The organism is uncultured Thiodictyon sp. (genome assembly GCF_903828115.1).
Taxonomy (GTDB): Bacteria; Pseudomonadota; Gammaproteobacteria; order Chromatiales; family Chromatiaceae; genus Thiodictyon.
Genome location: NZ_CAIKKU010000484.1, coordinates 1 through 25161 on the forward strand (window position 1 = coordinate 1; position 25161 = coordinate 25161).

The window sequence follows — 25161 nt, forward strand, 5'->3', positions numbered from 1 at the left end:
GAGCGAATCCGGGACGTTACGATAACCTCGATTACGATTACGACAACGACAACGACAACGACAACGACAACGACGCTCCAGGCACTTGCAGGGTCTGGGGTTCAGCGCCGCCGCGCCATTACAAGGGCCAGGTCCACTGATCGAACTCCGGCTTGTCGATCCCGTTCTCGAAGGCGTAGGCGCGCGCCTCGATCTGGAGGTCGCGCAGGCGCTGCTTGGCATGGGCGCCGGTGGCCTGGAGGCGCGGAACCCGGTTGATCACGTCGATGGCCAGGCTGAAGCGGTCGATCTCGTTGCTGATCGCCAGCTCCAAGGGGGTGTTGATGTTGCCCTTCTCCTTGTAGCCGCGCACATGCAGGTTGGCGTGGTTGGTGCGGCGGTAGGCCAGGCGGTGGATCAACCAGGGGTAGCCGTGGAAATTGAAGATGATCGGCCTGTTCTTGGTGAAGATGGAGTCGAAGTCGGCGTCGGACAGGCCGTGGGGGTGCTCGCCGGCCGGCTGCATCCGGAAGAGGTCCACGACGTTGACGAAGCGGATCTTGATGTCCGCGAAGGCCTCGCGCAGCATCGCCGTGGCGGCCAGGGCCTCCTTGGTGGGGATGTCGCCGCAGCCCACCATGACCACATCGGGCTCGGCGCCCTGGTCGTTGCTCGCCCACTCCCAGATCCCCAGGCCCTTGGTGCAGTGCTTGACCGCCTCGTCCATGCTGAGATATTGCAGGTGGTCCTGCTTGTCGCAGACGATGACATTGATGTTGTTCATGCTGCGCAGGCAGTGGTCGGCCGTGGACAGCAGGCAATTCACGTCCGGTGGCAGGTAGATGCGGGTGACGTGCGGGTTCTTGTTGACCACCACGTCCAGGAATCCGGGGTCCTGATGGGTGAAGCCGTTGTGGTCCTGGCGCCAGACGGTGGAGGTGATCAGCAGGTTGAGCGAGGAGACGGGCGCCCGCCACGGGATCTCGTTACAGATGGCCAGCCACTTGGCGTGCTGGTTGTACATGCTGTCGATGACGTGGACGAAGGCCTCGTAGGTGGCAAAAAAACCGTGGCGGCCGGTGAGTAGATAGCCCTCGTACCAGCCCTCGAGCGTGTGCTCGGAGAGCATCTCCAGGACGCGCCCGTCGGGGGCGAGCTCGCCGCCGTCGGCGTCCTCCGGTCTGTAATCGCACAGCCACAGCTTCTTGCTGACCGCATAGATCGCGTCGAGCTTGTTGGAACTGTTCTCGTCCGGGCCGAAGACCCGGAAATTGCGCATGTTATCCGCCATGATGTCGCGCAGCATGGCGCCCAAGGGCTTGGTGTTCATGGCGCGGGTGGTCCCAGGGGTGCCGACGTCCGCCGCATAGGTGCGAAAATCCGGCATGCGCAGTGCCCGGCGCAGGATGCCGCCGTTGGCGTGGGGGCTGGCGCTCATGCGCAGGTTGCCGGTGGGGGCGAGTTCCCTGAGTTCGGGGATCAGTCGGCCGGCGTCGTCGAACAGTTCCTCAGGCTTGTAGCTCTTAAGCCAGTCCTCGAGCTGCTTCAGATGTGCCGGATTGTTGTGCAGGCCCGCGAGCGGCACCTGGTGGGCGCGCCAGAAGCCTTCTACCCGGTGACCGTCCACCTCCTTGGGGCCGGTCCAGCCCTTGGGCGAGCGCAACACGATCATGGGCCAGTGGCCGCGGGTCGCCTCACCGCTGGTGCGCGCGGCCTGCTGGATGCCGTGGATTTCGGCGAGGCAGGTATCGAGCGTGGCGGCCATGCGTTGGTGCATCAGGAGCGGGTCATCGCCCTCCACGAAGTGGGGGGTCCAGCCGTAGCCGCGCATCAGGCTCGCCAGTTCCTCGTTGGGGATGCGCGCGAGCAGGGTGGGGTTGTTGATCTTGTAGCCGTTGAGATGCAGGACCGGCAGCACGGCCCCATCGCGGATCGGATTCAAGAACTTGCTGGAGTGCCAGGAGGTGGCTAGCGGCCCGGTCTCGGACTCGCCGTCGCCCACCGCCACGACCACCAGGAGGTTGGGGTTGTCGAAGGCGGCGCCGAAGGCGTGGGAGATGGAGTAACCCAGTTCCCCGCCCTCGTGGATGGAGCCGGGGGTCTCCGGGGTGCAGTGCGAGCCGATGCCGCCGGGGAAGGAGAACTGCTTGAAAAAGGCCTGCAGGCCCTCCTCGTCCTCGCTCTTGTTGGGGTAGACCTCGGAGTAGGTCCCCTCCAGATAAATCGGGGCCAGCACGCCCGGGGCGCCGTGCCCAGGGCCGGCCAGGAAGATCGCCTCCTGGTTCTGCTCGCGGATGATCCGGTTCATGTGGACCCAGATGAAGGACAGACCGGGACTCGCGCCCCAATGCCCCAGCAGCCGCTCTTTGATGTGCGCCTCCTGCAGGGGCTCGCGCAACAGGGGGTTGTCCCGCAGATAGATCATGCCGGCGGCCAGGTAATTGCAGGCGTGCCAGTAGGCGTTCATCTTGCGCAGAAGGTCGGCAGACAAGGGGTCTGGGGTCGTCGAGTCGGGCTGTTGGGCGGTCATGGACGGGTCCTCCAAGGGTGACTTTTTGCGTGTAGTGTAACGTCGAAACCTTACCGCGCCGTGACTTTGGGGCCGCGGGCGGGCCGCCGCAGCGGCTTCGCCGGGCGATACTCGCCTAAGGGTTGGGATCGATGCAAGCGCGGGTGAGCGCGGGGACCCGCTCGATTCGCCACATCCGGCTGGCGTGCCGCCAGAAGTCCGCCGGCGAGGCGGCGGTCGGCCCCGGGGTCTGCCCCAGCCAGGCCCAGGCGCGCCGCAGGGCGGGCATGGGGTCGGCGGGGTCCACCGGGGCCGACGCGAGGGATTTACTGAGCTTGCGGCCCGCGGCATCGACTGCCAGCGGTACATGGGCATAGGTCGGGGTAGGGAGTCCCAGGGCCTGTTGCAGCAGGCACTGGGCGGGCGTGCTGGCGAGCAGATCCGCGCCGCGGACCACCTGGCTGATGCCCTGCCAGGCATCATCGACGACGACTGCCAGTTGGTAGGCGTGGATGCTGTCGGCCCGCCGCAGCACGAAGTCACCGACGACGGCCGCGACGTCCTGCTGCTGTTCGCCTTGAATCCGGTCGCGGAACTGCACCGGCGCGGGACTGGTGCGCAGGCGGATGGAGCGGGGTTGCCGCCCGGGCGGGAGTCCGCGGCGGCAGGTACCGGGGTAGATGGGGCCGGCGCTGCCGCGGCGGCCGTCGCGGGCGATCTCGGTCCGCGAGCAGGCGCAGGGGTAGGTCAGGCCAAGTGCGGTGAGCCGCGCCAGCGCCTCCTCATAGGCGGCGGCGCGACGGCTCTGAAACAAGGGTGCGCCATCCCACCGCAGCCCCAAGGCGAGCAGGGTGCGCAGGATGTCGTCAGCCGCCCCAGGGACCTCCCGGGGGCGATCCAGGTCCTCGATCCGCACCAACCACTCGCCGCCTTGGGCGCGGGCGTCGGCGCAGCTCGCAACGGCCGTGATGAGTGAGCCAAAGTGGAGCGCACCCGTGGGCGAGGGGGCAAAGCGTCCCCGGTAGGCCATGGGCGGCGCGCGTGGCCTGGTCGCGGGCGCGCAGGGGGGTCAGCCGCGCTGTTTTTCGCGAATCTCGTCCAGGGTCTTACAGTCGATACACAGCGTGGCGGTCGGGCGTGCCTCCAGCCGACGGATGCCGATTTCCACCCCGCAGGCCTCGCAATAACCGTACTCGTGTTCTGTGATACGGGTCATGGCCTCCTCGATCTTCTTGATCAGCTTGCGCTCGCGGTCCCGGGTGCGCAGTTCCAGGCTGAACTCAGACTCCTGGGTGGCGCGGTCGTTCGGGTCCGGGAAGTTGGTCGCCTCGTCCTGCATGTGGTGGACGGTCCGGTCCACCTCTTCCATCAGCGTTTGCTTCCAGGCCAGCAGGATCAGGCGGAAGTGTTCCTCCTGTCCTGGGCTCATATATTCTTCGTCGCTCGCCGCCTTGTAGGGCTCAAAGCCGAAGGCCTTGGGCTCCTGGTTGTTGGCTGGGTTGGATGTTGTCTCGGCCATGAACGTGCTCCCGCAGGCTCGCAGTGGGATGAGTCGCGACCCGATCCCCAGCCCCGTCGTGGGGCTGGGCCGCGAAAAGCGCCCTTTAGTACCAGATTCAGGCGCTATGGGCAACCCGCAGGGCAGCGAGCGGCACCGCGTGCGGGCGCAAGCCCGGCCCACCACTCCAGAGTTCCTCCTTGAGAGAGCTTGAAAAATCGCTACTCGACCGCGATCCTCCTGCCTTCGCGTCGGGCTGAAACCGGCGCGATCTTCCTGGCAGGCGGCGGGCTGCGTGTTTGCTCAGGCCCCAGGCGCGTGGTCGAGACCGTCGGATGGGCTGCGCCCGCGGGCCGCCCCCACCGGCCCCGGCCACCATCCTGGCGGCGAGTCGTCGTCGGCCCCGGCGGTGACCGTCATGGGATCGCGGCAATTGCTTCGATGCGAACGGCTGTGCGATCCTGTTACCAGACCGCGTTCGGAGGCGCGGTCACCGCCCGTCGGGCCGGGCCGTCGTGCGCGACAGCGGCCGCCCCAATCGTTCGGTGCGGAGTCTGGTGTGCCGGGCCGGCACGCGATGTGTCGATGCGGAAGCCGGCCGAACGGCAACTGGTCGGCCAATCCATTGGAACGGCATGGTCTTCAGGCGATCGGCACCGACTGCGGGTGGTGATTACCCGTCTGTCGGTATTGATGGCGATTCCGCGAGTCGGCGGTCCGCGTCTTTTCCGGTTGTGCGATAATCCTCGCGTTACGCCGCTAAACTCGGGGACCGTGGGGGTTGGAGTCCGTGCGACGGTACGCCGTCGGTAGGACCGGATTCACCCGGAATCCAGACGCGGCGCGGCGGCGCCTGCGGGATCGGACCGTCGCGATCTTCGTTGCGTCAATTCATCGCTTCTTGGGGGTATAAAGACTCGTGCGTCAGTTAGGTATCCTTGGGGTTGCGATTCTGTCAGTCGCCTTGACCGGTTGCTCCACGCCGAAGTTTTCTTCTTTACCGGAGGCGACATATGAGTTGCGTTCGGCCAGCAAGTACAAAATCGGCCCCGGGGATTCGGTCCAGATTTTCGTTTGGCGCTATCCCGAGGTCAGCACCACCGTGCCGGTGCGTCCCGACGGCTATATCACGGCGCCACTGCTTGAGGATATTCCCGCCTCCGGGAAGACTCCGACCGAGCTTGCCCGCGACCTTGAGCAGGCCTTGTCGGTGTACCTGCGCGATCCCCTGGTAACGGTCATCGTGCAGGGGTTCCAGGGGATTTACCCGGAACAGATACGCGTCCTGGGTGAGGCGGCCCGTGCCCAGTCGTTAAGGTATATCGACGGTATGACGTTGCTTGACCTGATGATTGCGGTCGGCGGCACGACCCAGTTCGCGGCCGGCAACCGCGCCGTCTTGATGCGCTTTGAAAAAGGGGAGCGCAAGCGCTACACGGTGAGGCTCGACGACTTGATCAAGCGCGCCGACATGGCTGCCAATGTCGATATGCGTCCGGGCGATATCCTCATCATTCCCGAATCCTGGTTTTAGTTCGTGCCGTCATTATCACGTTGATCCTATGCAAGAAATTCTCCGCCTCGCCTTTCAGTACCTGGATGGCATCTGGCGTCACCGTTGGTATGCATTGGCGGTGGCACTGATCGCCAGCCCGATTGGTTGGTTCTACACCGCCAGCCTGCCCGACGAGTATATCGCGCAGGCGCGGGTATTCGTCGATACCGACTCGGTGTTGACGCCGCTGCTGAGCGGGCTGGCCATCCAGACCAGCGACAGTCGCCGCGTGACCATGATGACTAATGTGTTGTTCAGCCGCGAGAATATGGAGAAGTTGGCGCGCATGACCGACATGGACCTGAGCGCCAAGACGCCGCAGCAAATGGACGACCTGGTCAAAGAACTGAAGGATCGGGTGTCGCTGGTGCGTCAAGGCGACAACATCTACACCATCGCCTTCGAGGATCGTTCGCCCGATCTCGCCAAGCGTGTTGTGCAATCGATGCTGACGATCTTTGTCGAGTCCAATCTCGGTTCCTCCCGGCAGGATCAGGACTCTGCCGAACGCTTTCTGCAGCGGGAAGTCAAGGACTACGAGCGCCGTCTGATCGACGGCGAGCGCAAGGTGAAGGATTTCAAGATGCGTAATATGGATATCCTCTCCGATCGTGGGTCTTACTATACACGACTGCAGGCGGCGCGGGCCTCGCTCAAACGCGCTGAAGACGGCGTGCGGTCGGCGACCCGGCGCCGCGATCAACTTGCCGACCAGATTGCCATCACCGAGGACCAGGGCGCCGAGAGTGTCGACTATTCCGACTATCTCAGCGATGCGCTGAAAGCCCATCTCGCCGAATACGACCTACGCACCCGCGACATGCAGAAGCAACTCGATGATTTCCTTTTGCGTTACACCGATATCCATCCGGATATCGTCGCTGCCAAGGCCGCCCTGGAGCGGCTGAAGGCGCAGCGCGAGGAGGCCAAGACTGAGTTTCTCGCGAAGCAGGATCGCCAAGCCGTCGTCAAATCACTCTCGGGTAACCCGATTTACCAGCAGTTACGCATACGTCTCTCCGAGGCGGAATCCGAAATCGCAAATCAGCAGTCGATGGTCGAAAATCTCAAGGGCGACATTGAAAAATACCAAGCCTCCGTCGACCAGGTGCTTCAGGTGGAATCGGAACAACAGCAGCTTAACCGCGACTACTCGATTCTGCGCGCGAACCACTCGCAGTTGATGGAGCGTATCGAGAAGGCCCGGATGACCCGGGAAGCGGACACGAGTGTGGATACCGTCAAGTTTCGAACCCTGGATCCGCCCAAGGTACCAGGCCAACCGAGCGCGCCCAATCGCCTGCTGCTCGCCTCTTCCATGTTCGGCGGCGCTTGGGCGGCGGGCCTTGGACTTGCCTTTCTGCTGTCGCTGCTGCGCCCCGTATTCGGCGACCGGCGGCAGTTGACGGAGGCGATCGGTCTGCCGGTACTCGGCAGCGTAAACATGGTGTGGACTGTCGTCGAGCGGCGCAAGAAACTGTGGGGGGATATCGCCTTCGGCACGGTGCTGATCGGCTTGATCGGCCTGTTCGCCGGGGTGTTGACAGTCTTCTCTCTTCACATCGACATCATGTCGAAACTGCCCCTGTGAGATCGCCGCGGACGCGCCCCGGAAACAATTTGCGGGACTTTATAAGGTGCGCCCCCGCAGTACCGGTCGGCCAGCCCCGTAGCGCTGTGTTCGCGCCGCTCGGGCCGCTCGTGGTTGCACCGATCGGGCGTGCTCGCCGACCCGGTCGGGGATGCCGCCGCACGGGTGACGAAAATTTCGATCCCCGTTTCCCTTGGGATCGCAGTGCGAGGTCCAGATGAGTATCATTGAAAAGGCAGCCGAGCGGTTGTCGGCGTCACGTCAGGCGGCGGCTGGCGAGTTGCAGGTTGCGGATTCCCCCCGCAACCCTTCGCCGGAGGCGATCGAGCCGCCCCAACCTCGCTCCCAACCTAGGGCTGCCGGTCAGGTTCCGGTGCCGCCGACCAGTGTGGTGAATCCGGCGATTCTGCTCACCAGTCATGAAAACGACTTTCTGCTGTCCCCCGAGGGTGGCCGCTCGCGCACCGCGGAAGAGTTCCGAGTGATCAAGCGGCCGCTGTTGGTCAACGCCTTTGAGCGATCACTGCCGGGGGTGAAGTACCCAAACCTGATCATGGTGACCAGTTCGGTGCAGGGTGAGGGCAAGAGCTTTACCTCCCTGAACCTGGCCATTTCTATGACGATGGAGATGGACAGCACCGTTCTGTTGATCGATGCGGACGTTGCCAAGCCCGGATTGTCCCGGCGGCTGGGTATCCGTGACCGCCCTGGACTGATCGACCGACTCGTCGATGAATCGATTGATCTGTCACAGGTGCTGCTCAAGACCGATATTCCCAAGTTGACGGTCCTTCCCGCGGGTACTTCCCACAAGCGATCGACCGAGTTGCTGGCAAGCGGAAGTATGCGCCGGCTATTGGCGGAGGTCGCCTCGCGCTATCCCGATCGTATTGTCTTGTTCGATTCACCGCCGGTCCTGGAAACGACGGAGGCGGGGGTTTTGGCGTCCTTGATGGGACAAGTGGTGATTGTGGTGGAACAGGACAGCACTGCCCAGGGCATCGTCCGCGAGACGCTGGCCCATTTGGAGTCAAAGGATAATGTGTTCTTGATTCTCAATAAGTGCAAAGGCGGCCTGTTTACCGGCAAGTACGGCTATGGCTATGGGTACGGCTATGGTTACGGGTATGGTTATGGCTACGGTTCCTACGGGGAAATCGATGCCAAAGAAAATTAAGTATGGGTGGGCGTTAGCTTGAGTCTCTTACGCTTGCAGTTGTGGTCGGCGCCGCCCCGCGCAGCGCCCCCGCCCCGGCTTCGGGGGGCGCCCGTCTCATTACCCGGCGGGACGCGTTGGCGGCGCGTCGGGCCTCGCCCCCGGCTGCTGCGTTGGACATTTCTCACACTTGGTATCTTGGCGCAGGGCACTGTGGCCGCGCCGCTGGTCACATCCGTCGGCCTGTTGAGCAGACTGGTTTTCACCGATAATCTCTTTCTGACGAACGCCGGCGCAGTATCCGGGACGGCCGCGCTGTCACCCGCGTTGAGTGCAGGCGGACAACGCCGCGCCGCGAATCAGGGAAGAGAATTCGGGACGATCTTGCAGTTGCTGCCCAACATTGCCGGCGGCGGCGGCGGCAGCCGCTCGTCCTATCGTTACTTTTACGGCCCGAGCGCCGTGATCTACGGTGAGGGGCATTCCGATCTCGATCGTATCTTCCACGTCCTTCAGGCCAATGCCTCGCTGACGGTGATTGACGGCTATTTTTCGCTGCAATTGAGTGCGAATGCCAATCAGAACCTGGTCGATCCCAACGCCGGAAACGCCGGTTTCACGGCGCTGGGAAATCCCGACGCCTTCGGTCAGACCGCCTCGCTCCAGATCACTCCCGTGTTTTCGTTTCCGGTGCTGCGCGGCAATTTCGCAACGGTCCAGTTTTCGCCCGGCATCAACTATGTCTTCGCGGCGAAAACCGCGGGCGGCGCCGACAATAGCGGCACCACGGGGTCCCAGAGTTCACTCACCATTACCAGCGGTGACTATTTTTCCCGCATGCCCTGGCAGATCGCCGCATCGAGCAACATCTTCAACGTCGGCAACAGTTCCGGGTCGAATTACGGCAATGGCTCCGGAGCGGGGACGAGCACCGTCAGCGGTACCGTCACTTACCCAATCAGCGATCAGTGGCAGATCCAGGGGCTGGTCGGCTACGATTGGGGGAATTATGATTCGCTGTCGCAGCCCGACGGCCTGCGCTGGCGGGTCACACCCTACTGGTCGCCGTCGCGCAACACCACCATCGGCCTCGGCTACGGTTATCGCTTTTTTGGTGCGGACTATTATGCGAATATCCAGCATCGACACCGCAAGACGGTCGTCACGGCCAGCTATGAGATCACCGTGACGAATGCGCGCACCGCCATTCTCAACAGTAGCGCGGTCAATTTCCAAGACCCGTACGGAGAACCGATCACGAACCCGCTTGCCGGTCAGACCCTCTCGGGCTCGATCGCCAATCCAGCGCTGACCTCCGGCTTTTTTATTCAGAATCAGTTGCTCCTCGGCATTACCTCCCAATTCGGGCGGACCACCGTGTCCCTGAATGTCAATAACTGGCACTGGGATTATCAGGATACCGGCAATCAGGTCGATCAGAACCAAGGAACGCTGACGTTCAGCCGTACTTTATCGCCGCGCAGCAGCGCGAACCTGAGCCTCCAATATTGGACCTATAATCAGTCGGCGGGTGGCGGTGCGGACTTCTCCCAGGTCAGCGTCGCGACCGGGTACACCTATCAGGTCAGCCGCCGGACGCAGGGAAGCGCCACCTATACTTACAGTCAGCAGGACTCGGCCACGTCGAGCCAGAATTTTGGTGAGAACCAGCTCTGGCTGACCCTCAACTGGAGCATGTAAGGCGGCATGTACGACGAATTCTATGGCCTCTCCGGCAAACCCTTCCAGTTGACCCCCGATCATCGGTTCTTTTTCGATAGTCAGGGCCATCACCGAGCCCTGGCGTATCTGCGCTACGGCTTGGAACAAGGAGAAGGCTTCATTGTGATCACCGGGGGCATAGGAACCGGGAAGACCATCCTGGTGCGCGCGCTGTTCAGTGAGCTCGAAGGACGAAATGTCATGGCCGCCCAATTGGTGACGACGCAGGTCGAACCCGAGGACATGTTGCGAATGGTCTGCGCGTCATTCGGGCTGGCGCACGAGGGTATGAATAAGGCCACGCTGCTGCACAACTTGGAAGTCATTGCCAGAACCCGGTTCGCGGAGGGGCGGCGCATCCTCCTGGTGGTCGACGAGGCACAGAATCTCCCGCCGCGATCCCTCGAGGAACTGCGGATGTTGGCCAATTTTCAGGTCGACGGCCGCTCGCTGTTTCAGAGTTTCCTGCTGGGTCAGGAAGAACTGCGCCGGACTCTGCAATTACCGAATATGGAGCAACTGCGGCAGCGCATCATCGCCGCCTACCACTTGGACCCGCTGTCGCTGGAGGAAACGAGCGCCTATATCGCATTTCGCTTGAACCGGGTCGGCTGGTCAGGGGATCCGCAGTTCGCGCCCGAGGTATTTGAACTGGTTCACGCCCGCACCGGCGGTGTGCCCCGTCGTATCAATACCCTCTGCGATCGGCTGATGCTGTTCGGCTGCATTGAGGAGCGGCATCAACTCACGCGCGAGGATGTGCGCGTCGTGGCGGCGGAGTTGGAGCACGAATCCGGTCGCCCTGCGGGGGGCGAAATCGGTTCCACGGTTGCGGAGTCCGGGGCCGCCGCGGTGACTGACCCGGGCAGCGGTCTGACGCCGGGCGACCTTGGGGAGCGCCTGTCGTCACTTGAGGCGGAGGTCTCGCGGCTGCGACTGATCGTCATGCAGGAGCGAAAACTGCTTCGCAAGGCGGTGCTGCTGCAACTGGAGCTTGATGCTTATGATGACCTCGATTGACCGGCTGCACCTGCTGTGCGTGGTGGGGGCCCGACCCAATTTTATGAAGATTGCGCCGATTATGCGCGCGTTTGCGGACAGTGACGCGATCGACGCGGTCTTGGTCCATACCGGACAGCATTACGACGCCGCGATGATGGCGTCGTTCTTCGCGCAGCTTGGTATTCCGGCGCCGGCGGTCGACCTTGAGGTAGGTTCCGGCAGTCACGCGGTGCAGACGGCCGATGTTATGAAGCGCTTCGAGCCCGTGCTCGATGCCCGGGCGTGCGACGCGGTGTTGGTGGTCGGCGATGTCAATTCGACCATCGCCTGTGCCTTGGTGGCGGCCAAGAAAGGTGTTCCGGTCATCCACGTCGAGGCGGGACTGCGCAGTTTTGATCGGTCGATGCCGGAAGAGATCAATCGTATCCTTACCGATCAACTGTCTGCGTTACTGTTCACCACTGAGCGTAGCGCCGCGGTCAATCTTGAGCGTGAAGGGATCAGCCGCGAGCGCGTGCGATTCGTCGGCAATGTGATGATCGACACCCTGTTGCGGAATCGGGCGCGGTGCCCGCGAGCGGTCGACGTATTGTCGGTGGTTGAGGGCTCGGCCCGGTGCTTCGGCGCGGCCGGTTTCGGCGTCGTCACGTTGCACCGGCCCGCCAATGTCGATACCGCGGACAGCCTGACCAGGATCGTGGACGTGCTCTGCGAGGTTGCGGCGGACTTGCCCCTGGTCTTTGCGGTTCACCCGCGAACACGGGCTCGGCTGAGTGAATTCGGACTGCTGGAAACGGCGGCTCGGGGGTTGTTGTTGATGCCGCCGCTGCCATATCTGGAACTGCTTGGGTTGGTTGGCGCGGCCCGCGTGGTACTGACGGATTCCGGTGGATTGCAGGAGGAGACCACCGCTTTGGGGGTGCCCTGCCTGACGCTGCGTGAGAATACCGAGCGTCCGATCACAGTCGAGGAAGGCACCAACACGGTGGTCGGAACCAACCCGGCACTGATCCGCGGCGCCGTTCGCACGGTCCTGGCCGGCGGGGGCAAACGGGGGCGGGTGCCTGAGTTGTGGGACGGACGAGCGGCGGAGCGAATTCGCGATGAGGTGGTGCTCTGGGCCGCCGGGCGCCGCCCCCTGGCAGTGCTGACCAACCAAGCGCGGGCCATCCGTGGTCGGTCCTAGTCCACCGTCCCCGCGCTGCTCCTCGTTGCCATCTGGTCGCGGATCATGAATGAGGGTACGCTAGCTTACTCAGACACTTGCGGCCTTGACGACGGGCGCGCGGACCCGGCGACGCTGGTCAATGCGATGACCGTCGATGTGGAAGATTATTTCCAGGTCAGTGCATTTGAGCGGCATGTCAGCCGCAACGATTGGGAGCGACTGCCGCAGCGCGTGGAAGGATGCGTAGATCGTATTCTTGAGCGGTTTTCGGATCATGGGGTGAAGGCCACCTTCTTTACGCTCGGGTGGGTGGCGGCGCGCTATCCCACGATGGTTAGACGCATCGTTGGTCAGGGACATGAACTCGCGAGCCACGGATGGGAGCATATCCGCGCCACCCAGCAGAGTCAGCAGCAGTTCCGTGCCGACGTCAGTCGCACGAAGTCGGCGTTGGAGCAGCTCGGCGGCTGTCCGGTAATCGGCTACCGGGCGCCCAGCTTCTCCATCGGCCGCCGTAACCTTTGGGCCTTGCAGGTATTGGACGAGTCAGGTTACCGTTATTCTTCGAGCATCTATCCGATTCGTCATGATCTGTACGGGATGCCGGAGGCGCGTCGCTTCCGCTTCAGGCCCTGTGGCGATTCACCGTTCCTGGAGATTCCAGTGACCACGTTGGAAATTGCGGGGCGCAAGATGCCCTGTGGAGGGGGCGGCTACTTTCGACTGTTTCCTTATGTCTTCTCGCGCTGGGCGATACGGCGGGTGAATCGCCGGGAGCGGCAGAGCTGCATTTTTTATTTTCATCCCTGGGAGATCGATCCGCAGCAGCCACGGCAACCAGGCCTGGCCGCCAAGACCCGGCTGCGTCACTACTTGAATCTCCATCGTATGGAGGATCGGCTGGTATCCTTGCTGGGTGACTTTCAATGGGGGCGAATGGATGATGTTTTTGGAATTGAACGGGGTGGCCGGTGATGGCTGACCGCCCGGTGGCGGGCGACGGTCGGTCGGATTTGCGGGTGCGGCCCTATGTGGCGGCCGATCGTAACCGCTGGGACGCGTTCGTTGCGCGCTGTCCGGAGGCCACCTTTTTTCATCGCGCGGGTTGGGAGCGTGTGATTACGCGGGGCCTGGGGCATCAATGTCGGTATCTGCTCGCCGAGCGTGACGGTGAGATCGAGGGCGTGCTGCCGCTCGCCGAGGTCCGAAGCCGCCTCTTCGGCCATGGACTGATCTCGACGCCATGTTGCGTCTATGGGGGCGCGGCGACCATGAGCGAGGATGCACGGCGGGCGTTGACGGATGAATCCGTCCGGCTGGCGCAGCGGTTGCGGGTCGATGCATTGGAGATTCGCAATCGCGCGGCGGTGTGTCCCGAGTGGCCGACGAAGGACCTCTATGCCACATTCCGTCGCCGCATCGTCGCGGACGAGGACGCTAATCTCCGGGCGATTCCCCGCAAACAGCGGGCCATGGTCCGCAAGGGCCTCGCTGCGGGCTTGAAGTCATGTCAGAGTGCCGATGCCGACCGGTTCTTTCGGATTTATGCCGAGTCCGTACGCAATCTCGGCACACCGGTGTTTGCGCGCCACTTTTTCAGGAGTCTGCTGGAAGAGTTCAGCGCCGAGACGGAAATGTCGATCATCGTTGCCGGGGATTGTGATATCGCCGCCGTGTTGAGCTTCTACTTCCGCGACGAGGTCCTGCCTTATTACGGCGGCAGTCGGCCGACCGCCCGGGCAGTCAAGGGGAATGATTTCATGTACTGGGACCTGATGCGGCGCGCGGCGGCGCGGGGTGCGCGGACCTTCGACTTCGGTCGCAGTAAGGTCGGCACCGGGTCCTACGACTTCAAGCGGAATTGGGGTTTTGCCCCGGAGCCGCTCCACTATGAGTATCACCTGGTGCGCGCCCGGGTCATGCCGCAAGTCAATCCCAACAATCCCCGTTATCGCTGGTTCATCGCGGCCTGGAAACACTTGCCGTTACCGTTGGCGAACGCCTGCGGCCCTTTTTTTTCCCGCAACCTCGGTTGATCCCGGCTGGCCACCCGAACCCATGGTAGATACGCGACCCCATCTGTTGTTTCTCTGCCATCGGATTCCTTACCCGCCGGATAAGGGGGACAAGATTCGTTCGTATCATTGGTGGGCGGCCTTGGTAGAGCGTTTTCATGTTCATCTTGGGGCCTTCATTGATGATCCGGCGGATTGGGTGCACGTCGACAAGCTGCGGGCACAGTGTGCGTCCTCGCTCTTTGTGCCCCTGCCCCGGGGCACGGCTTTACTGCGAAGCCTGAGCGGCCTCTGGCGCGGCACGGCCTTGACCCTCCCCTATTACCGCGACGTGAGAATGACGCGGTGGGTGGAGGTGCAGCGGAGGACCAATGACATCGGTTATGTTCTGGTGTTTTCATCGGCGATGGGTCAGTACGTCGAAGGTGGTTGCTGGTCGCGGGCACGCCGCGTCGTAGACTTCGTGGACGTGGACTCGGATAAGTGGGGCCAGTACGCGCAGACGCGACCCTGGCCGACCAACTGGGTCTACCGGCGCGAGGCCCTGCGGCTGGCATGGGCAGAGGAGGGACTGGCGCGGACCTTCGCCGCCAGCCTGTTTGTCAGCGAACCGGAGGCGGCACTGTTTCGTAAGCGTGTCGCGGCGCTCGGGCAGCGCGTCCACGCCATTCGCAATGGCGTGGACATCGCGTATTTTCGGCCGACGGCCGGGTGCGCATCGCCGTTCCCGGTTGATTGTGAACCGGTGGTCTTTACCGGCGCGATGGACTACTGGGCCAATGTGGACGCGGTCCTTTGGTTCATCCGTGAGGTCTGGCCCAGGGTCCGGGCGCAGCGGCCGCGGGCACTCTTTGCAATCGTCGGTTCGCGGCCGTCCCCCGCGCTTAAGGCACTGGGTTGCGGTGACATTGTGGTCACCGGCCGGGTACCGGATGTGCGTCCCTATCTCCAGGCTGCCGCTGCAGTGGTGGCGCCGATGCGCGTGGCGCGCGGCATCCAAAACAAGGTATTGGAAGGCATGGCGATGGCCAAGCCCGTGGTCGTTACGTCCAAGGCACTCGAGGGCATCGCCGCGGTGGCGCAGCGTGACCTGCTGTTGGCGGATGCGCCCGGGGCCTTTGCGGACGCGATCCTGGCGGTACTCGGCGCGGGTGACGAGGGCCTGGGATCGCGGGCGCGGCGGCTCGTGGAAAGGGAATATGATTGGGCGGTATCGACCCAACAGCTGATGGCGTTGCTGCTGGGGAGCGATCGAGTCGCGCCGGCCTGACAGTCAAACACGTGTACCGAAGTCAAACACGCGGCGCGTGCTCGCCGCGTTATATCAGGTGTAATAGAACAGTATGGTTGCTTCCATCGCTCGTGTCGCCCCGGGAAAATCGGCGTGGGGCCCGGTACTGGTCGGTCTCGCGTTCGTCTTGGCGCTGGTGTCAGCCTTGTTCGCCGACACGCTCCGGGCGCTGGTGTCGACCTGGATGGGGTCTGAAACCTATGCCCACGGGTTCCTTATCCTCCCGATCAGTTTGTGGCTGGTGTGGGAAAAGCGGGCGGCCCTCAGGGTCGCGGTACCGCAGCCGACGCTGCTGCCCGCCCTGTTGATGTTGCCGGTGGGGCTGGTGTGGCTGCTGGCGCAACTCGTGGACGTACGGGTCGTGCAGGAGTATGCCTTTGTCTGTCTTCTGATCCTCGCGATCTGGGCGATGATTGGCACGGCGCTGGCCCGCTTCCTGGCCTTCCCGCTCGGTTTTCTGGTGCTCGCCGTGCCGGTGGGAGACGGGCTCACCTACCCCTTGATGAATTTTACGGCGGATTTCAGCGTTAACATGTTGCGGCTCACGGGTATCCCCGTCTATCGCGACGGCACTTTCTTTTCCTTGCCGACCGGGGATTGGTCGGTCATTGAGGAGTGCAGCGGGATTCGCTATCTCCTGGCCTCGGTTACCCTCGGCGTGCTCTTTTCCTACCTCACCTACAGCAAGATTTGGAAACGCGCCCTGTTCATCGCGCTGTCGGCCTTGGTTCCGATCCTCGCCAACGGACTGAGGGCCTACATGATTGTGATGATCGGCCACCTGAGCGGCATGAAACTGGCGACCGGGGTCGACCACCTGGTCTACGGGTGGGTCTTTTTCGGCATCGTGATCGCCATCATGTTCGCGGTAGGCGCCATCTGGCGCGATCCGGAGCGTGACGAGGTTCCGCGCCAAGCCGACTCGGGTGCCGGTCGCTCGACCATCGTTGCAGCACTGTCGGTGCTGCTGGCGAGCGCCATCGGCCCGGGTTTGCTGCTGGCACTGGAGCGGGCTCCGGCGGGCGGGGATGAGCGGGTCGAGTTGCGTTTGCCGGCGCCGGTGGGAGGGTGGCAGAGCGAGGGGGGGAATCTCTGGAGCTGGCGCCCGCATATCGTTGGTGCGGATGGCGAGGGGTATGGCTTTTATCGCGCGGATGCAGCGCCGGTCGGTCTGTACCTGGGGATCTATCGGCGGCAGCGGGAGGGCGCCGAGGTGGTGAACGTGCAAAATCAGATGGTGCCGACGAGCGACCTGGAATGGAGTGATAAGGAGATTACAACGCGCAGGATTGTCTCCCCAATCGGTGAGTTCAAGGTGAAGCAGGACCGTCTCGCGGGCCGGTCGACCGGCCAGCGTCTGCTGGTTTGGAACTGGTACCGGGTCGGTGCCGTCAATACCAGCAACCCCTTTGTTGCAAAGTTCGCGGAGGCGGCCTACCGTCTTGTTGGCCGCCCGCCAAGCGGCGCCGTGATCGCGGTGGCGGCGCCCTACCGGGAGAGTCCGGACGAGGCGGCGGCGGTCCTTACGGCGTTCATCGACGCCATGTGGCCGTCGTTGGAGGCGGAGATCCAGCGTGCCGCGGGACCCGGTGGGTGATTGCGTTTCGTGGGATGCCGAGACGCTGCGCGGGAGCGTGGATGGCGGCTGAAATTATTCGTGTTGTCGTGGCCGGGATGAAGGTCGGGCCGACGGCATTCCGGATTGTGCGACCTTGATGGTGCAGACGCTATGTGTGGTTTAACCGGGATTTTTGATTGCCACGGGCGACGCGAGCCGTCACGCGACTTGCTTGCGCGCATGAACGATAGCCAATTTCATCGCGGACCGGACCAGGGCGGGCTGCACATTGAACCCGGCGTGGGGTTCGGACACCGGCGTCTTGCGATTATCGACCTCTCCGGGGGTGTGCAGCCACTGTTCAACGAAGACCGCAGCGTGGTGGTCGTCTATAACGGGGAGATCTACAATTTCGCGGCTCTGTCCGAGGAGTTGAAGGCGGCTGGTCATTTCTTTCGGACCCACTCCGATACCGAGGTAATCGTGCATGCCTGGGAGGAGTGGGGTGCGCGTTGTGTACAGCGTTTTCGTGGAATGTTCGCCTTCGCCATTTGGGACCGTAACCGGGAGACGCTATTCCTCGCCCGTGACCGACTTGGGGTCAAGCCGCTTTACTACGCCTTTCTGCCGGACGGGCACCTGATTTTCTCCTCTGAGTTGAAGGCGCTCTATCTGCATCCGGGATTGCCGCGGCAACTTGCTCCCGGGGCCGTGGAGGACTATTTCGCTTACGGCTATGTGCCGGAGCCGCGGACCATTCTGACGCACGCCTTGAAACTTCCGCCCGGCCATCATCTGACCTTGCGGCGCGGCGCGGCGACCCCGGTTGCGCCCTACGAATATTGGGATGTGCCCTTTGTCCCCGCGGCCCCCGCACGGGAACAGGATCTACAGGCAGAACTGATCGAGCGGTTGCGCGAGGCGGTCCGTATCCGGTTGCTTGCCGAGGTGCCGGTGGGGGCCTTCCTGTCCGGCGGTGTCGATTCCAGCGCCGTGGTGGCCATGATGGCCGGTCTGTCGGCGGAACCGGTCAACACCTGCTCTATCTCTTTCGGTGATCCCCGGTTCAACGAGTCTGCGTTTGCGTCCGCGGTGGCTCGCCGCTACCACACCAACCATCGCGTCGAGCAGGTGGAGCCGGATGACTTTGCGTTACTCGATAAGCTTGCTGACCTCTATGACGAACCCTTTGCCGACAGTTCCGCCATGCCGACCTACCGGGTCTGTGAACTGGCGCGACGGCAGGTGACGGTCGCCCTTTCGGGCGACGGCGGTGACGAGAATCTGGCTGGCTATCGCCGCTATCGTTGGCACCGGTTTGAGGAGCGGCTGCGTTCGGCTCTGCCGCTGCGTTTGCGACGTACGCTTTTCGGCACGCTCGGCCGTGTCTATCCGGGGCTTGCGTGGGCGCCGCGGCCGTTGCGCGCGAAGTCGACCTTTCAGGCCCTGGCCCGGGACACGGTGGAGGGTTACTTTCATACGGTCGCCGTCATACCAGATGAGATGCGGTCGCGGCTTTTCAGCGCGGTCTTCCAGCGGGAACTCCAAGGCTACCGTGCGGTGGAGGTCATGCGCCGCCATGCGCAACGGGCCCCCACCGATCACGCTTTATCGTTGGTGCAGTATCTGGACATAAAGACCTACCTGGTGGGCGACATCCTGACGAAGGTGGACCGCGCCAGCATGGCGCATGGCCTGGAGGTGCGGGTTCCGCTCTTGGATCATACGCTGGTGGAGTGGCTGTCCGGCCTGCCGCCGCCGCTCAAGCTCCATGGCGCTGAGGGCAAATATCTGTTCAAGAGGGCGCTGGCCCCCTATTTGCCGGGAGACCTCCTGTACCGTGCCAAGATGGGATTTGCGGTGCCGCTTGCCAGTTGGTTTCGCGGGCCCCTGCGGGAGCGCCTACGCGCTGCGGTCCTGGGTCCGGTGCTCGCCGAATCGGGCATCTTCGAGCGGGACTATCTGATCCAGTTGCTGGCGCAGCACCAGTGCGGGGCCAGGGATTACAGTGCGTCGCTGTGGAGTCTACTGATGTTTGAAGCCTTTCTGCGGCGGGTCGGACTGGGGCCGGGCGGGGTCGCGGCGTGAAAATTCTGCATGTTCTGGATCATTCGATCCCTCTGCATAGCGGCTATACCTTTCGTACGCGCGCGATCCTGGAGCATCAACGGGCGCTGGGCTGGGAGACCGTTCAGGTAACCTCGGCAAAGCACCACGGCGCCGACGCCGCGGTGGAAGTCGTCGATGGACTTGAGTTTTATCGGACCGCGGCCGGACCGGGGTTATTCTCAGGGTTGCCCATAGTCAATCAGTGGGATGTGATCCGCGGTTTGGAGCGGCGGCTGATCCAGGTGATCGAGCGGGAGCGTCCGGACCTCTTGCACGCGCACTCACCGAGTCTGAACGCGGTGGCGGCGATCCGGGCCGGTCGGCGCTGCGCGTTGCCGGTGGTCTATGAGTGCCGCGCCTTCTGGGAGGATGCCGCCACCGACCATGGGACTAACTCGTCGTGGGGTCCGCGCTATCGCCTGTCCCGGCGCCTGGAGACCTGGGCCTTTCGCCATTGCGACGCGGTCACCTGCATTTGCGAGGGGTTGCGCGCGGATATCTGCGCGCGGGGGATCCCCGCCTCCAAGGTGACCGTCATTCCCAATGGCGTCGACCTTGCCCGCTTTGAGTATGGTCTGTCGCGGGACCCGGCCCTGGCCACTGAGTTGGGATTGACTGATCACGTCGTCTTCGGGTTTCTCGGCTCTTTCTATGCCTATGAGGGGCTGTCGCTTGCGCTGCGGGCCTTGCCGCTGATTATCCGCGAGGCACCGCGGATCCGCTTACTGCTGGTGGGTGGCGGTCCCCAAGAGTCCGAACTGAAGCGCCTGACCAGCGAACTCGGCCTCGATTCTTATGTCATTTTTTCCGGGCGGGTGCCGCACGAACAGGTCGAGCGCTACTACCGCTTGGTCGACGTCCTCCTGTACCCGCGTCTGCCCATGCGACTGACGGATCTCGTCACTCCCCTCAAGCCTTTGGAGGCGATGGCCCAAGGCATCTTGGTCATGGCCTCGGACGTCGGGGGGCATCGGGAACTGATCCGGCATGGCGAGACCGGAACCTTGTTTCCCGCCGGTAATGCACAGTCCTTGGCGTCCGCCGTGCTCGATTTGCTGAGTCGACGGGACGCATGGGCTAGGCTGCGGCGACGGGCGCGTGCCGCGGTCGAGCGTGAGCGCGGTTGGCCACTAAGCGTGGAGCGCTACCGCTGCGTTTATGACGGGTTGCTATTGTCGCGGGCGCCCAGACACGCGGTGCGGGCGGGGTAATGGCGGTCGGGTCCCGGGCCGACTTGGCGCGGCATCACGCGGTCGTTTTTTCTTGGTCAGCAAAGTGGTAATCGCCTCATGCGCGACTTATTCGTCACACTGGTGGTCTTCGGCAGCCTCCCGCTGATCCTTCGCAAGCCATTTTTTGGTGTGCTGGTCGGGACCTGGCTCGGGCTGATGAACCCGCATATTCTGTGTTGGAGCTTCGCGGCTGGAAGGCCCTTTGCGTTTATCGTCGCGGTGACGCTGATCATGTCCTTCCTGATTTCCAAGGAGCCGAAGCGGTTGCCCGCGTCGGGACTCGTTGGGCTGTTGGCGTTCTGGTGGTTCTGGCTGTTCGTGACGACCCTGACCGCCTTTTACCCTGAGGCTGCCTGGACGTATTGGGATCGGGCCTGGCGGATCATGCTCCTGACGTTTCTGACCATCGCGCTGTTGACGTCGCGGGAGCGCATCGACGCCCTGGTCTGGATCTGTGTCATTTCGCTCGGATTCTATGGTGTCAAGGGCGGCATCTTTACCCTGTTGGGTGGCGGTGCCAATCATGTCAACGGACCGGCCGGTACCTTTATCGGAGGCAATAACGAGGTCGGACTCGCGCTGGTCATGACCATCCCGCTGATACGCTATCTCCAGCTCACGAGCACGAACCGATGGGTCAAGTACGCGCTGATGGCAGCCATGGGCCTGTGCGTCGTTGCCGTCCTCGGTACCCAATCGCGGGGCGCCCTGCTGGGATTGCTGGTAATGATCCTGTATCTGGCATTGAAGAGTCGCAACCGGGCGGGTCTGCTGCTATTGCTGGCGCTGTCCCTGCCGGTGGCGCTCATGATCATGCCGGAGAGCTGGTACAACCGGATGGATACGATACAGGAGTATAGTCAGGACGCCTCCGCGCTGGGCCGTATCAATGCCTGGTGGACGGCTTGGTACGTCGCCCTCGATCACCCTTTTGTGGGAGGCGGCTTCAATATGTTCCAGCGGCCGACCTTTATCCAATATGCTCCGGATCCGCGGAATGTGCGCGACGTCCACAGCATTTATTTCCAGGCGCTGGGTCAGCAGGGATTCGTCGGTCTCTTCACCTTTCTCGGGATCATGTTCGGTTCGCTGATCAGCTTGAACCGGCTGAGCAAGTTCGCGCGGTCGCATGAACAATTGCAGTGGATCGGAGACCTGTCATCGATGGTGTTCGTGAGTATTATCGGCTACGCGACCAGTGGGGCCTTCCTGGGGCTGTCGATGTTCGACTATTATTATACGCTGGTGGCGATCACGATCGGACTGACAGCGGTTGCGCGGGGCTACGCCGCGCAGGCTGTGCCGAAGATTGCGGAGGTGGCCGCGCGTCCCCCGAGCGCCGTTGCGGTCCCGGCAGTCGGCGCTGGTTTCAATCGCTTCGTTCCGCCGAGGCGGCGGCTCCTGGGAGTCGACGTGGCGGGATGGTTCGCGAAGCTGTGATGCTTTTAGGATTGCGGACTGGTCGCCGGTTCGAGTCCGGCGGGGTCGGTCCGGACCTCTTCCGTGCTGACGAAGTAAAAACCACACTGCTCCGGTGTCAAATTCTCGGCGGCCGTCCGCGGGTATTTGCGGCAACTTGGCGGCCGCACATGGTAGACCGCGCAACTGCTCAGCCCCTGGTCGTCGAAACGCAGGAAGGGGCACGGATAGGGGAGCTTGCAGCAGGCGCCGCAACGGTTGCACTCACCCTGGCGAGTGGCGTCGATCGGTAGGAGAGAAGTAGTTAAGCGCTTGAGTTTATTTAGCATCCGGAGGGGGCTCCTGAGGGCTCATGACCGCAATGGGGCAGGACATGTATACGCGTACAGTATTAGAAAGGGCTGCTCTTGTCACTGGGTGGGGCGCGGCCTAAACCCGGTGATGGATGCGGGTAAGGGTGGTTGCCCGGGGACTGCCTGGTGTCGTTGCGGTCGCGGCACCGGGCGGTCTTTTCGTTCAAGAGCCATCGACCCTGGTGCAGCGCGGTGATGTTTATGACCATGTTGTGTTCCCCGATATAGCCTTGGACCATCCACATCGGAGTAAGTCGTAACGTGTCTTTCAGTCCCCATCCCCCGTGCGCGCCGGCCGCGGTGACGAACTTCGAGGCCCTGGACGGCGTCCAGGAGCAAGCCCGCCGGCTCCTTCTGGACCTCCATGCCCGTCTGGTGGAGCCTGCCGCTCAGGAGCCCCCGCGGGGGCTCCTGAAACGGCTGCGGACGCGCCGCGGGGTGCCTGCGCAGCCCGTTGCTGGGCTCTACTTATGGGGCGGCGTTGGCCGCGGCAAGACCTATCTGATGGATTGGTTCTGCGATGCTCTGCCGGTTGCGCAGAAGCGTCGGGTCCATTTTCACCATTTCATGCGTGAAGTTCATGACGCCATGTCCAAGTTGCCGCGCCAGCCGGACCCGCTGGAGGTGATTGGCGGCCGCTGGCGCGACGGTGTGCGGGTGCTGTGCCTGGACGAGTTCGTGGTGACCGATATCGCGGACGCCATGATCCTGCATCGGTTGCTGGGCGCGCTGCTGCGGCGCGGCATGACGCTGGTGATCACCTCCAACACCCACCCCGAGCAACTCTATCGCAACGGCCTGCAACGCCAATCGTTTCTGCCGGCGATCGACCTGCTGAAGACCCATACGCGTGTGTTTGAGTTGGCCGGCACGCTCGACTATCGACTGCGTAACCTGTCCCAGGCCGGGGTCTACTTCGTCGGCGCCGAGGGGGTGGTCAGGCTGGCCGAGCACTTTGACCACTTGACGGGCGGGCACGGGGCGGTCGAGGAGCGCTTCAGCGTCAACGGACGGACCTTCCCCGCCCGTCGTGTCGGCCCCGATGTCGCATGGTTCGACTTCCAGGACCTGTGCGCCACCCCGCGCTGCGTCGCGGACTACATCGAGATTGCCCGTCTGTTCCATACCGTGCTGTTGTCCGGCGTGCCGGTATTTACTCACCGACAGGAGGCGGCAGCGCGGCGTTTCGTGCATCTGATCGACGAATTCTACGACCGGCGCGTCAAGCTCGTCATCGCCGCTGCCGCGCCGATCGCACAATTATACCCTGGGGGGTTTGTGGACTTCCCCTTCGAGCGGGTGCGTAGCCGTTTGATCGAGATGCAGTCCCACGCCTACCTGGCAGCTCCCGGCACGGCTTAGCCGGTCGGCCCGGCGCCACTCCGGGCGGGTCGCGCCCCGGGTTCCGGGCAGCGGGTCAGTGTTGGTCGGCGCAGGCAATTGCGACCGGTCTATTGGCGGAGAGGGAGGGATTCGAACCCTCGATAGGCTGTTAACCTATACACACTTTCCAGGCGTGCTCCTTAAGCCACTCGGACACCTCTCCGGGGTGTTTGCGGGCGCGGATCGGACTCCCAAGGATTTTTCCATGGATCACTCTTTTCACGTCGCTCGCGAGCCGGGCACAATACAGCAACCCGGCGCCACTTTCAAATCGCCGATTTTTTCGCTGCCGGCCGCCCCCGCTGGCCAGCGATCTGATGCCCCCACACGATCCCCTGATGACCATGCTACACCCTGTCCCCGCCGCCCGGTCGACGCTCGCCGAGTCGGCCGATCGTCACCGGCTTTACGAATGCGCGGTGCAGAATCCGCGCTCGGAGGTGGATTTTATCGACCACACCTACCGGCAACTGCGCGGCCGCAGTGCCCGCTGGTTGCGCGAGGATTTTTGCGGCACTGCCGCGGTCTGCTGCGAGTGGGTCCGTCGGCGCAAGACCAACCGTGCCCTCGGCGTGGACCTGGACCCGGTGGTCCTGGACTGGGGGCGGTGCCACAACCTGGCGGCGCTGCCAGCCAGTCAGCGCGCCCGTGTCCAATGGGAGCAGGCCCTGTATGACCCGATCACCGGCCGTCTGGTCTGCCATATCCATTTCAACTTCGCGGACGGCTCCCGTCTGGAGCGTGCCTTCACCTACGACTGGCGGTTGTGGTCCCTGCCGGAGATTCGGGAACTACTGACCGAGGCGGGATTCTCCCGGGTGCTGGTCTACTGGCAGGGCTGGGACCCGGACGGTCGCCCGGACGGCCGTTTCCAGCCGGTGGCGACCGGGGAACCGGACGCCGGCTGGATCGCCTATCTGTCGGCGGAGCCGTGAAGGCCGCAACGGGCGATGATGAAGTCGACGATCGTCTCCCCGTCGTGCAGCGGCAGGCGCGGTGGGTGCTCGCCCGCGGGCAGGGCGTCGTCGGTGGCCACGGCGATGATCCGCGGGTCGCGCGGATAGAGGGGCGGCTCACCCAGCACGGCGCGGTAGACCTCGATCTTCGGATAATCGGCATACTTGAAGCCCTCCGCGAGCACCAGATCCAGGTCCCCGGGGGCGAAGCGCGTGAGCAGTTCCTCCAGGTCCGGGTCCGTGCCCCGCACCCGGTTCTCCACCTGCAGGGCCCAGCGCTCGGACGACGCCAGCAGGACCTGGTCGGCCCCGGCCGCGCGCAGTTCAAAGCTGTCCTTCCCCGGTCGATCCAGGTCGAAGCGATGGTGGGCGTGTTTGAGATAGCCGACCCGCAGTCCCCGGTCCTTGAGGATGGGGACCAGTCGGCGCAGCAGGGTGGTCTTGCCGCCGCTGCTGGGGGCGACGAAGCCGATGACAGGGATGGGGTGCAAGGGCATGGTAAGGGTGCTCCGGGGGTTGCCGCGATTCTAAGCCCAAGCGCGCCCCGGGTGACGTCCAGGGGTGCGATCAGAACTGATGTGTTAACGCACATGTCGTAGCATACCCGCCAAGCTGCCACGACCGCCGGAGCCGGGTACGCGATGCGTACCCTACAGCTACAGCGA

Annotated in this window: 20 protein-coding genes and 1 tRNA gene; 15 read left to right on the plus strand and 6 right to left on the minus strand. The window is 63.4% G+C overall.

All coding sequences use genetic code 11. The annotated features are described in order from the left end of the window. Positions 1 to 118 precede the first annotated feature (118 nt). From QZY48_RS17725 to dksA, 3 genes are all read right to left on the minus strand, one after another. Entirely contained in the window at positions 119 to 2509 is a 2391-nt protein-coding gene (locus tag QZY48_RS17725) for a phosphoketolase (protein ID WP_295433479.1), read from the minus strand. 115 nt (positions 2510 to 2624) lie between these two features. Further along, positions 2625 to 3518, minus strand: a complete 894-nt coding sequence (gene gluQRS / locus QZY48_RS17730) for a tRNA glutamyl-Q(34) synthetase GluQRS (RefSeq protein ID WP_295433480.1) — start codon at positions 3516 to 3518, stop codon at positions 2625 to 2627. Between the two features lie 39 nt (positions 3519 to 3557). After that, positions 3558 to 4007 carry an RNA polymerase-binding protein DksA gene (gene dksA / locus QZY48_RS17735; protein WP_295433483.1) on the minus strand — a complete coding sequence of 150 codons (450 nt, stop codon included), beginning with the start codon at positions 4005 to 4007 and terminating at the stop codon, positions 3558 to 3560. Positions 4008 to 4950: 943 nt separating this feature from the next. Between dksA and QZY48_RS17740 the strand changes: the two genes are divergently transcribed. The 13 genes from QZY48_RS17740 to QZY48_RS17800 all read left to right on the plus strand — a co-directional run bounded on the left by QZY48_RS17740 (position 4951) and on the right by QZY48_RS17800 (position 21825). Beyond that, positions 4951 to 5520 carry an XrtA/PEP-CTERM system exopolysaccharide export protein gene (locus tag QZY48_RS17740; RefSeq protein ID WP_295433486.1) on the plus strand — a complete coding sequence of 190 codons (570 nt, stop codon included), beginning with the start codon at positions 4951 to 4953 and terminating at the stop codon, positions 5518 to 5520. A 28-nt stretch (positions 5521 to 5548) separates the two neighbouring features. Beyond that, complete coding sequence (locus QZY48_RS17745) at positions 5549 to 7132, plus strand: XrtA system polysaccharide chain length determinant (RefSeq protein ID WP_295433489.1); 1584 nt, start codon at positions 5549 to 5551, stop codon at positions 7130 to 7132. Positions 7133 to 7349: 217 nt separating this feature from the next. Next, positions 7350 to 8309: an XrtA-associated tyrosine autokinase gene (locus QZY48_RS17750; protein WP_295433492.1), complete on the plus strand. Its 960-nt coding sequence runs from the start codon at positions 7350 to 7352 to the stop codon at positions 8307 to 8309. A 177-nt stretch (positions 8310 to 8486) separates the two neighbouring features. Beyond that, positions 8487 to 9989, plus strand: coding sequence for a TIGR03016 family PEP-CTERM system-associated outer membrane protein (locus tag QZY48_RS17755; RefSeq protein WP_295433495.1), 1503 nt, complete (start codon positions 8487 to 8489; stop codon positions 9987 to 9989). A gap of 6 nt (positions 9990 to 9995) precedes the next feature. Continuing rightward, positions 9996 to 11030 (plus strand): XrtA/PEP-CTERM system-associated ATPase, encoded by a 1035-nt coding sequence (locus QZY48_RS17760; protein ID WP_295433498.1) that lies wholly within the window; start codon positions 9996 to 9998, stop codon positions 11028 to 11030. Next, positions 11017 to 12198: a non-hydrolyzing UDP-N-acetylglucosamine 2-epimerase gene (wecB, locus tag QZY48_RS17765; protein WP_295433528.1), complete on the plus strand. Its 1182-nt coding sequence runs from the start codon at positions 11017 to 11019 to the stop codon at positions 12196 to 12198. The genes QZY48_RS17760 and wecB overlap by 14 nt, the downstream gene beginning before the upstream one ends. A 126-nt stretch (positions 12199 to 12324) precedes the next feature. Beyond that, the gene (locus QZY48_RS17770; protein WP_295433531.1) at positions 12325 to 13155 is read left to right on the plus strand and encodes an XrtA system polysaccharide deacetylase; all 831 of its coding nucleotides are present in this window, start codon (positions 12325 to 12327) and stop codon (positions 13153 to 13155) included. After that, positions 13155 to 14216, plus strand: coding sequence for a FemAB family XrtA/PEP-CTERM system-associated protein (locus tag QZY48_RS17775; protein WP_295433501.1), 1062 nt, complete (start codon positions 13155 to 13157; stop codon positions 14214 to 14216). Before QZY48_RS17770 ends, QZY48_RS17775 begins: the two co-directional genes overlap by 1 nt. A gap of 22 nt (positions 14217 to 14238) precedes the next feature. Beyond that, positions 14239 to 15465, plus strand: a complete 1227-nt coding sequence (locus QZY48_RS17780) for a TIGR03087 family PEP-CTERM/XrtA system glycosyltransferase (protein WP_295433504.1) — start codon at positions 14239 to 14241, stop codon at positions 15463 to 15465. A gap of 73 nt (positions 15466 to 15538) precedes the next feature. Continuing rightward, positions 15539 to 17083: an exosortase A gene (gene xrtA, locus QZY48_RS17785; protein WP_295433507.1), complete on the plus strand. Its 1545-nt coding sequence runs from the start codon at positions 15539 to 15541 to the stop codon at positions 17081 to 17083. A gap of 132 nt (positions 17084 to 17215) precedes the next feature. Continuing rightward, positions 17216 to 19132 carry an XrtA/PEP-CTERM system amidotransferase gene (locus QZY48_RS17790; protein ID WP_295433509.1) on the plus strand — a complete coding sequence of 639 codons (1917 nt, stop codon included), beginning with the start codon at positions 17216 to 17218 and terminating at the stop codon, positions 19130 to 19132. After that, positions 19129 to 20364 (plus strand): TIGR04063 family PEP-CTERM/XrtA system glycosyltransferase, encoded by a 1236-nt coding sequence (locus QZY48_RS17795; protein WP_295433512.1) that lies wholly within the window; start codon positions 19129 to 19131, stop codon positions 20362 to 20364. The genes QZY48_RS17790 and QZY48_RS17795 overlap by 4 nt, the downstream gene beginning before the upstream one ends. 78 nt (positions 20365 to 20442) lie before the next feature. Next, positions 20443 to 21825, plus strand: coding sequence for a putative O-glycosylation ligase, exosortase A system-associated (locus tag QZY48_RS17800; RefSeq protein ID WP_295433515.1), 1383 nt, complete (start codon positions 20443 to 20445; stop codon positions 21823 to 21825). A 5-nt stretch (positions 21826 to 21830) separates the two neighbouring features. Here the strand turns inward: QZY48_RS17800 and QZY48_RS17805 are convergent, their stop codons facing one another. Next, entirely contained in the window at positions 21831 to 22133 is a 303-nt protein-coding gene (locus tag QZY48_RS17805; RefSeq protein WP_295433518.1) for a hypothetical protein, read from the minus strand. 285 nt (positions 22134 to 22418) lie between these two features. Here QZY48_RS17805 and zapE point away from each other — a divergent pair, with 285 nt between their 5' ends. Further along, on the plus strand, positions 22419 to 23519 hold the full coding sequence (gene zapE, locus QZY48_RS17810) for a cell division protein ZapE (RefSeq protein WP_295433520.1): 1101 nt from the start codon (positions 22419 to 22421) through the stop codon (positions 23517 to 23519). Positions 23520 to 23612: 93 nt separating this feature from the next. Here zapE and QZY48_RS17815 read toward each other — a convergent pair. Then, positions 23613 to 23703: transfer RNA gene (locus QZY48_RS17815), tRNA-Ser, on the minus strand. A gap of 175 nt (positions 23704 to 23878) precedes the next feature. On the opposite strand from QZY48_RS17815, the gene QZY48_RS17820 reads away from it, so the two are divergent. Then, positions 23879 to 24475 (plus strand): hypothetical protein, encoded by a 597-nt coding sequence (locus tag QZY48_RS17820; RefSeq protein WP_295433523.1) that lies wholly within the window; start codon positions 23879 to 23881, stop codon positions 24473 to 24475. On the opposite strand, the gene mobB is transcribed toward QZY48_RS17820, so the two are convergent. After that, positions 24454 to 24993: a molybdopterin-guanine dinucleotide biosynthesis protein B gene (gene mobB / locus QZY48_RS17825; RefSeq protein ID WP_295433526.1), complete on the minus strand. Its 540-nt coding sequence runs from the start codon at positions 24991 to 24993 to the stop codon at positions 24454 to 24456. The genes QZY48_RS17820 and mobB overlap by 22 nt on opposite strands. Positions 24994 to 25161: the final 168 nt, after the last annotated feature.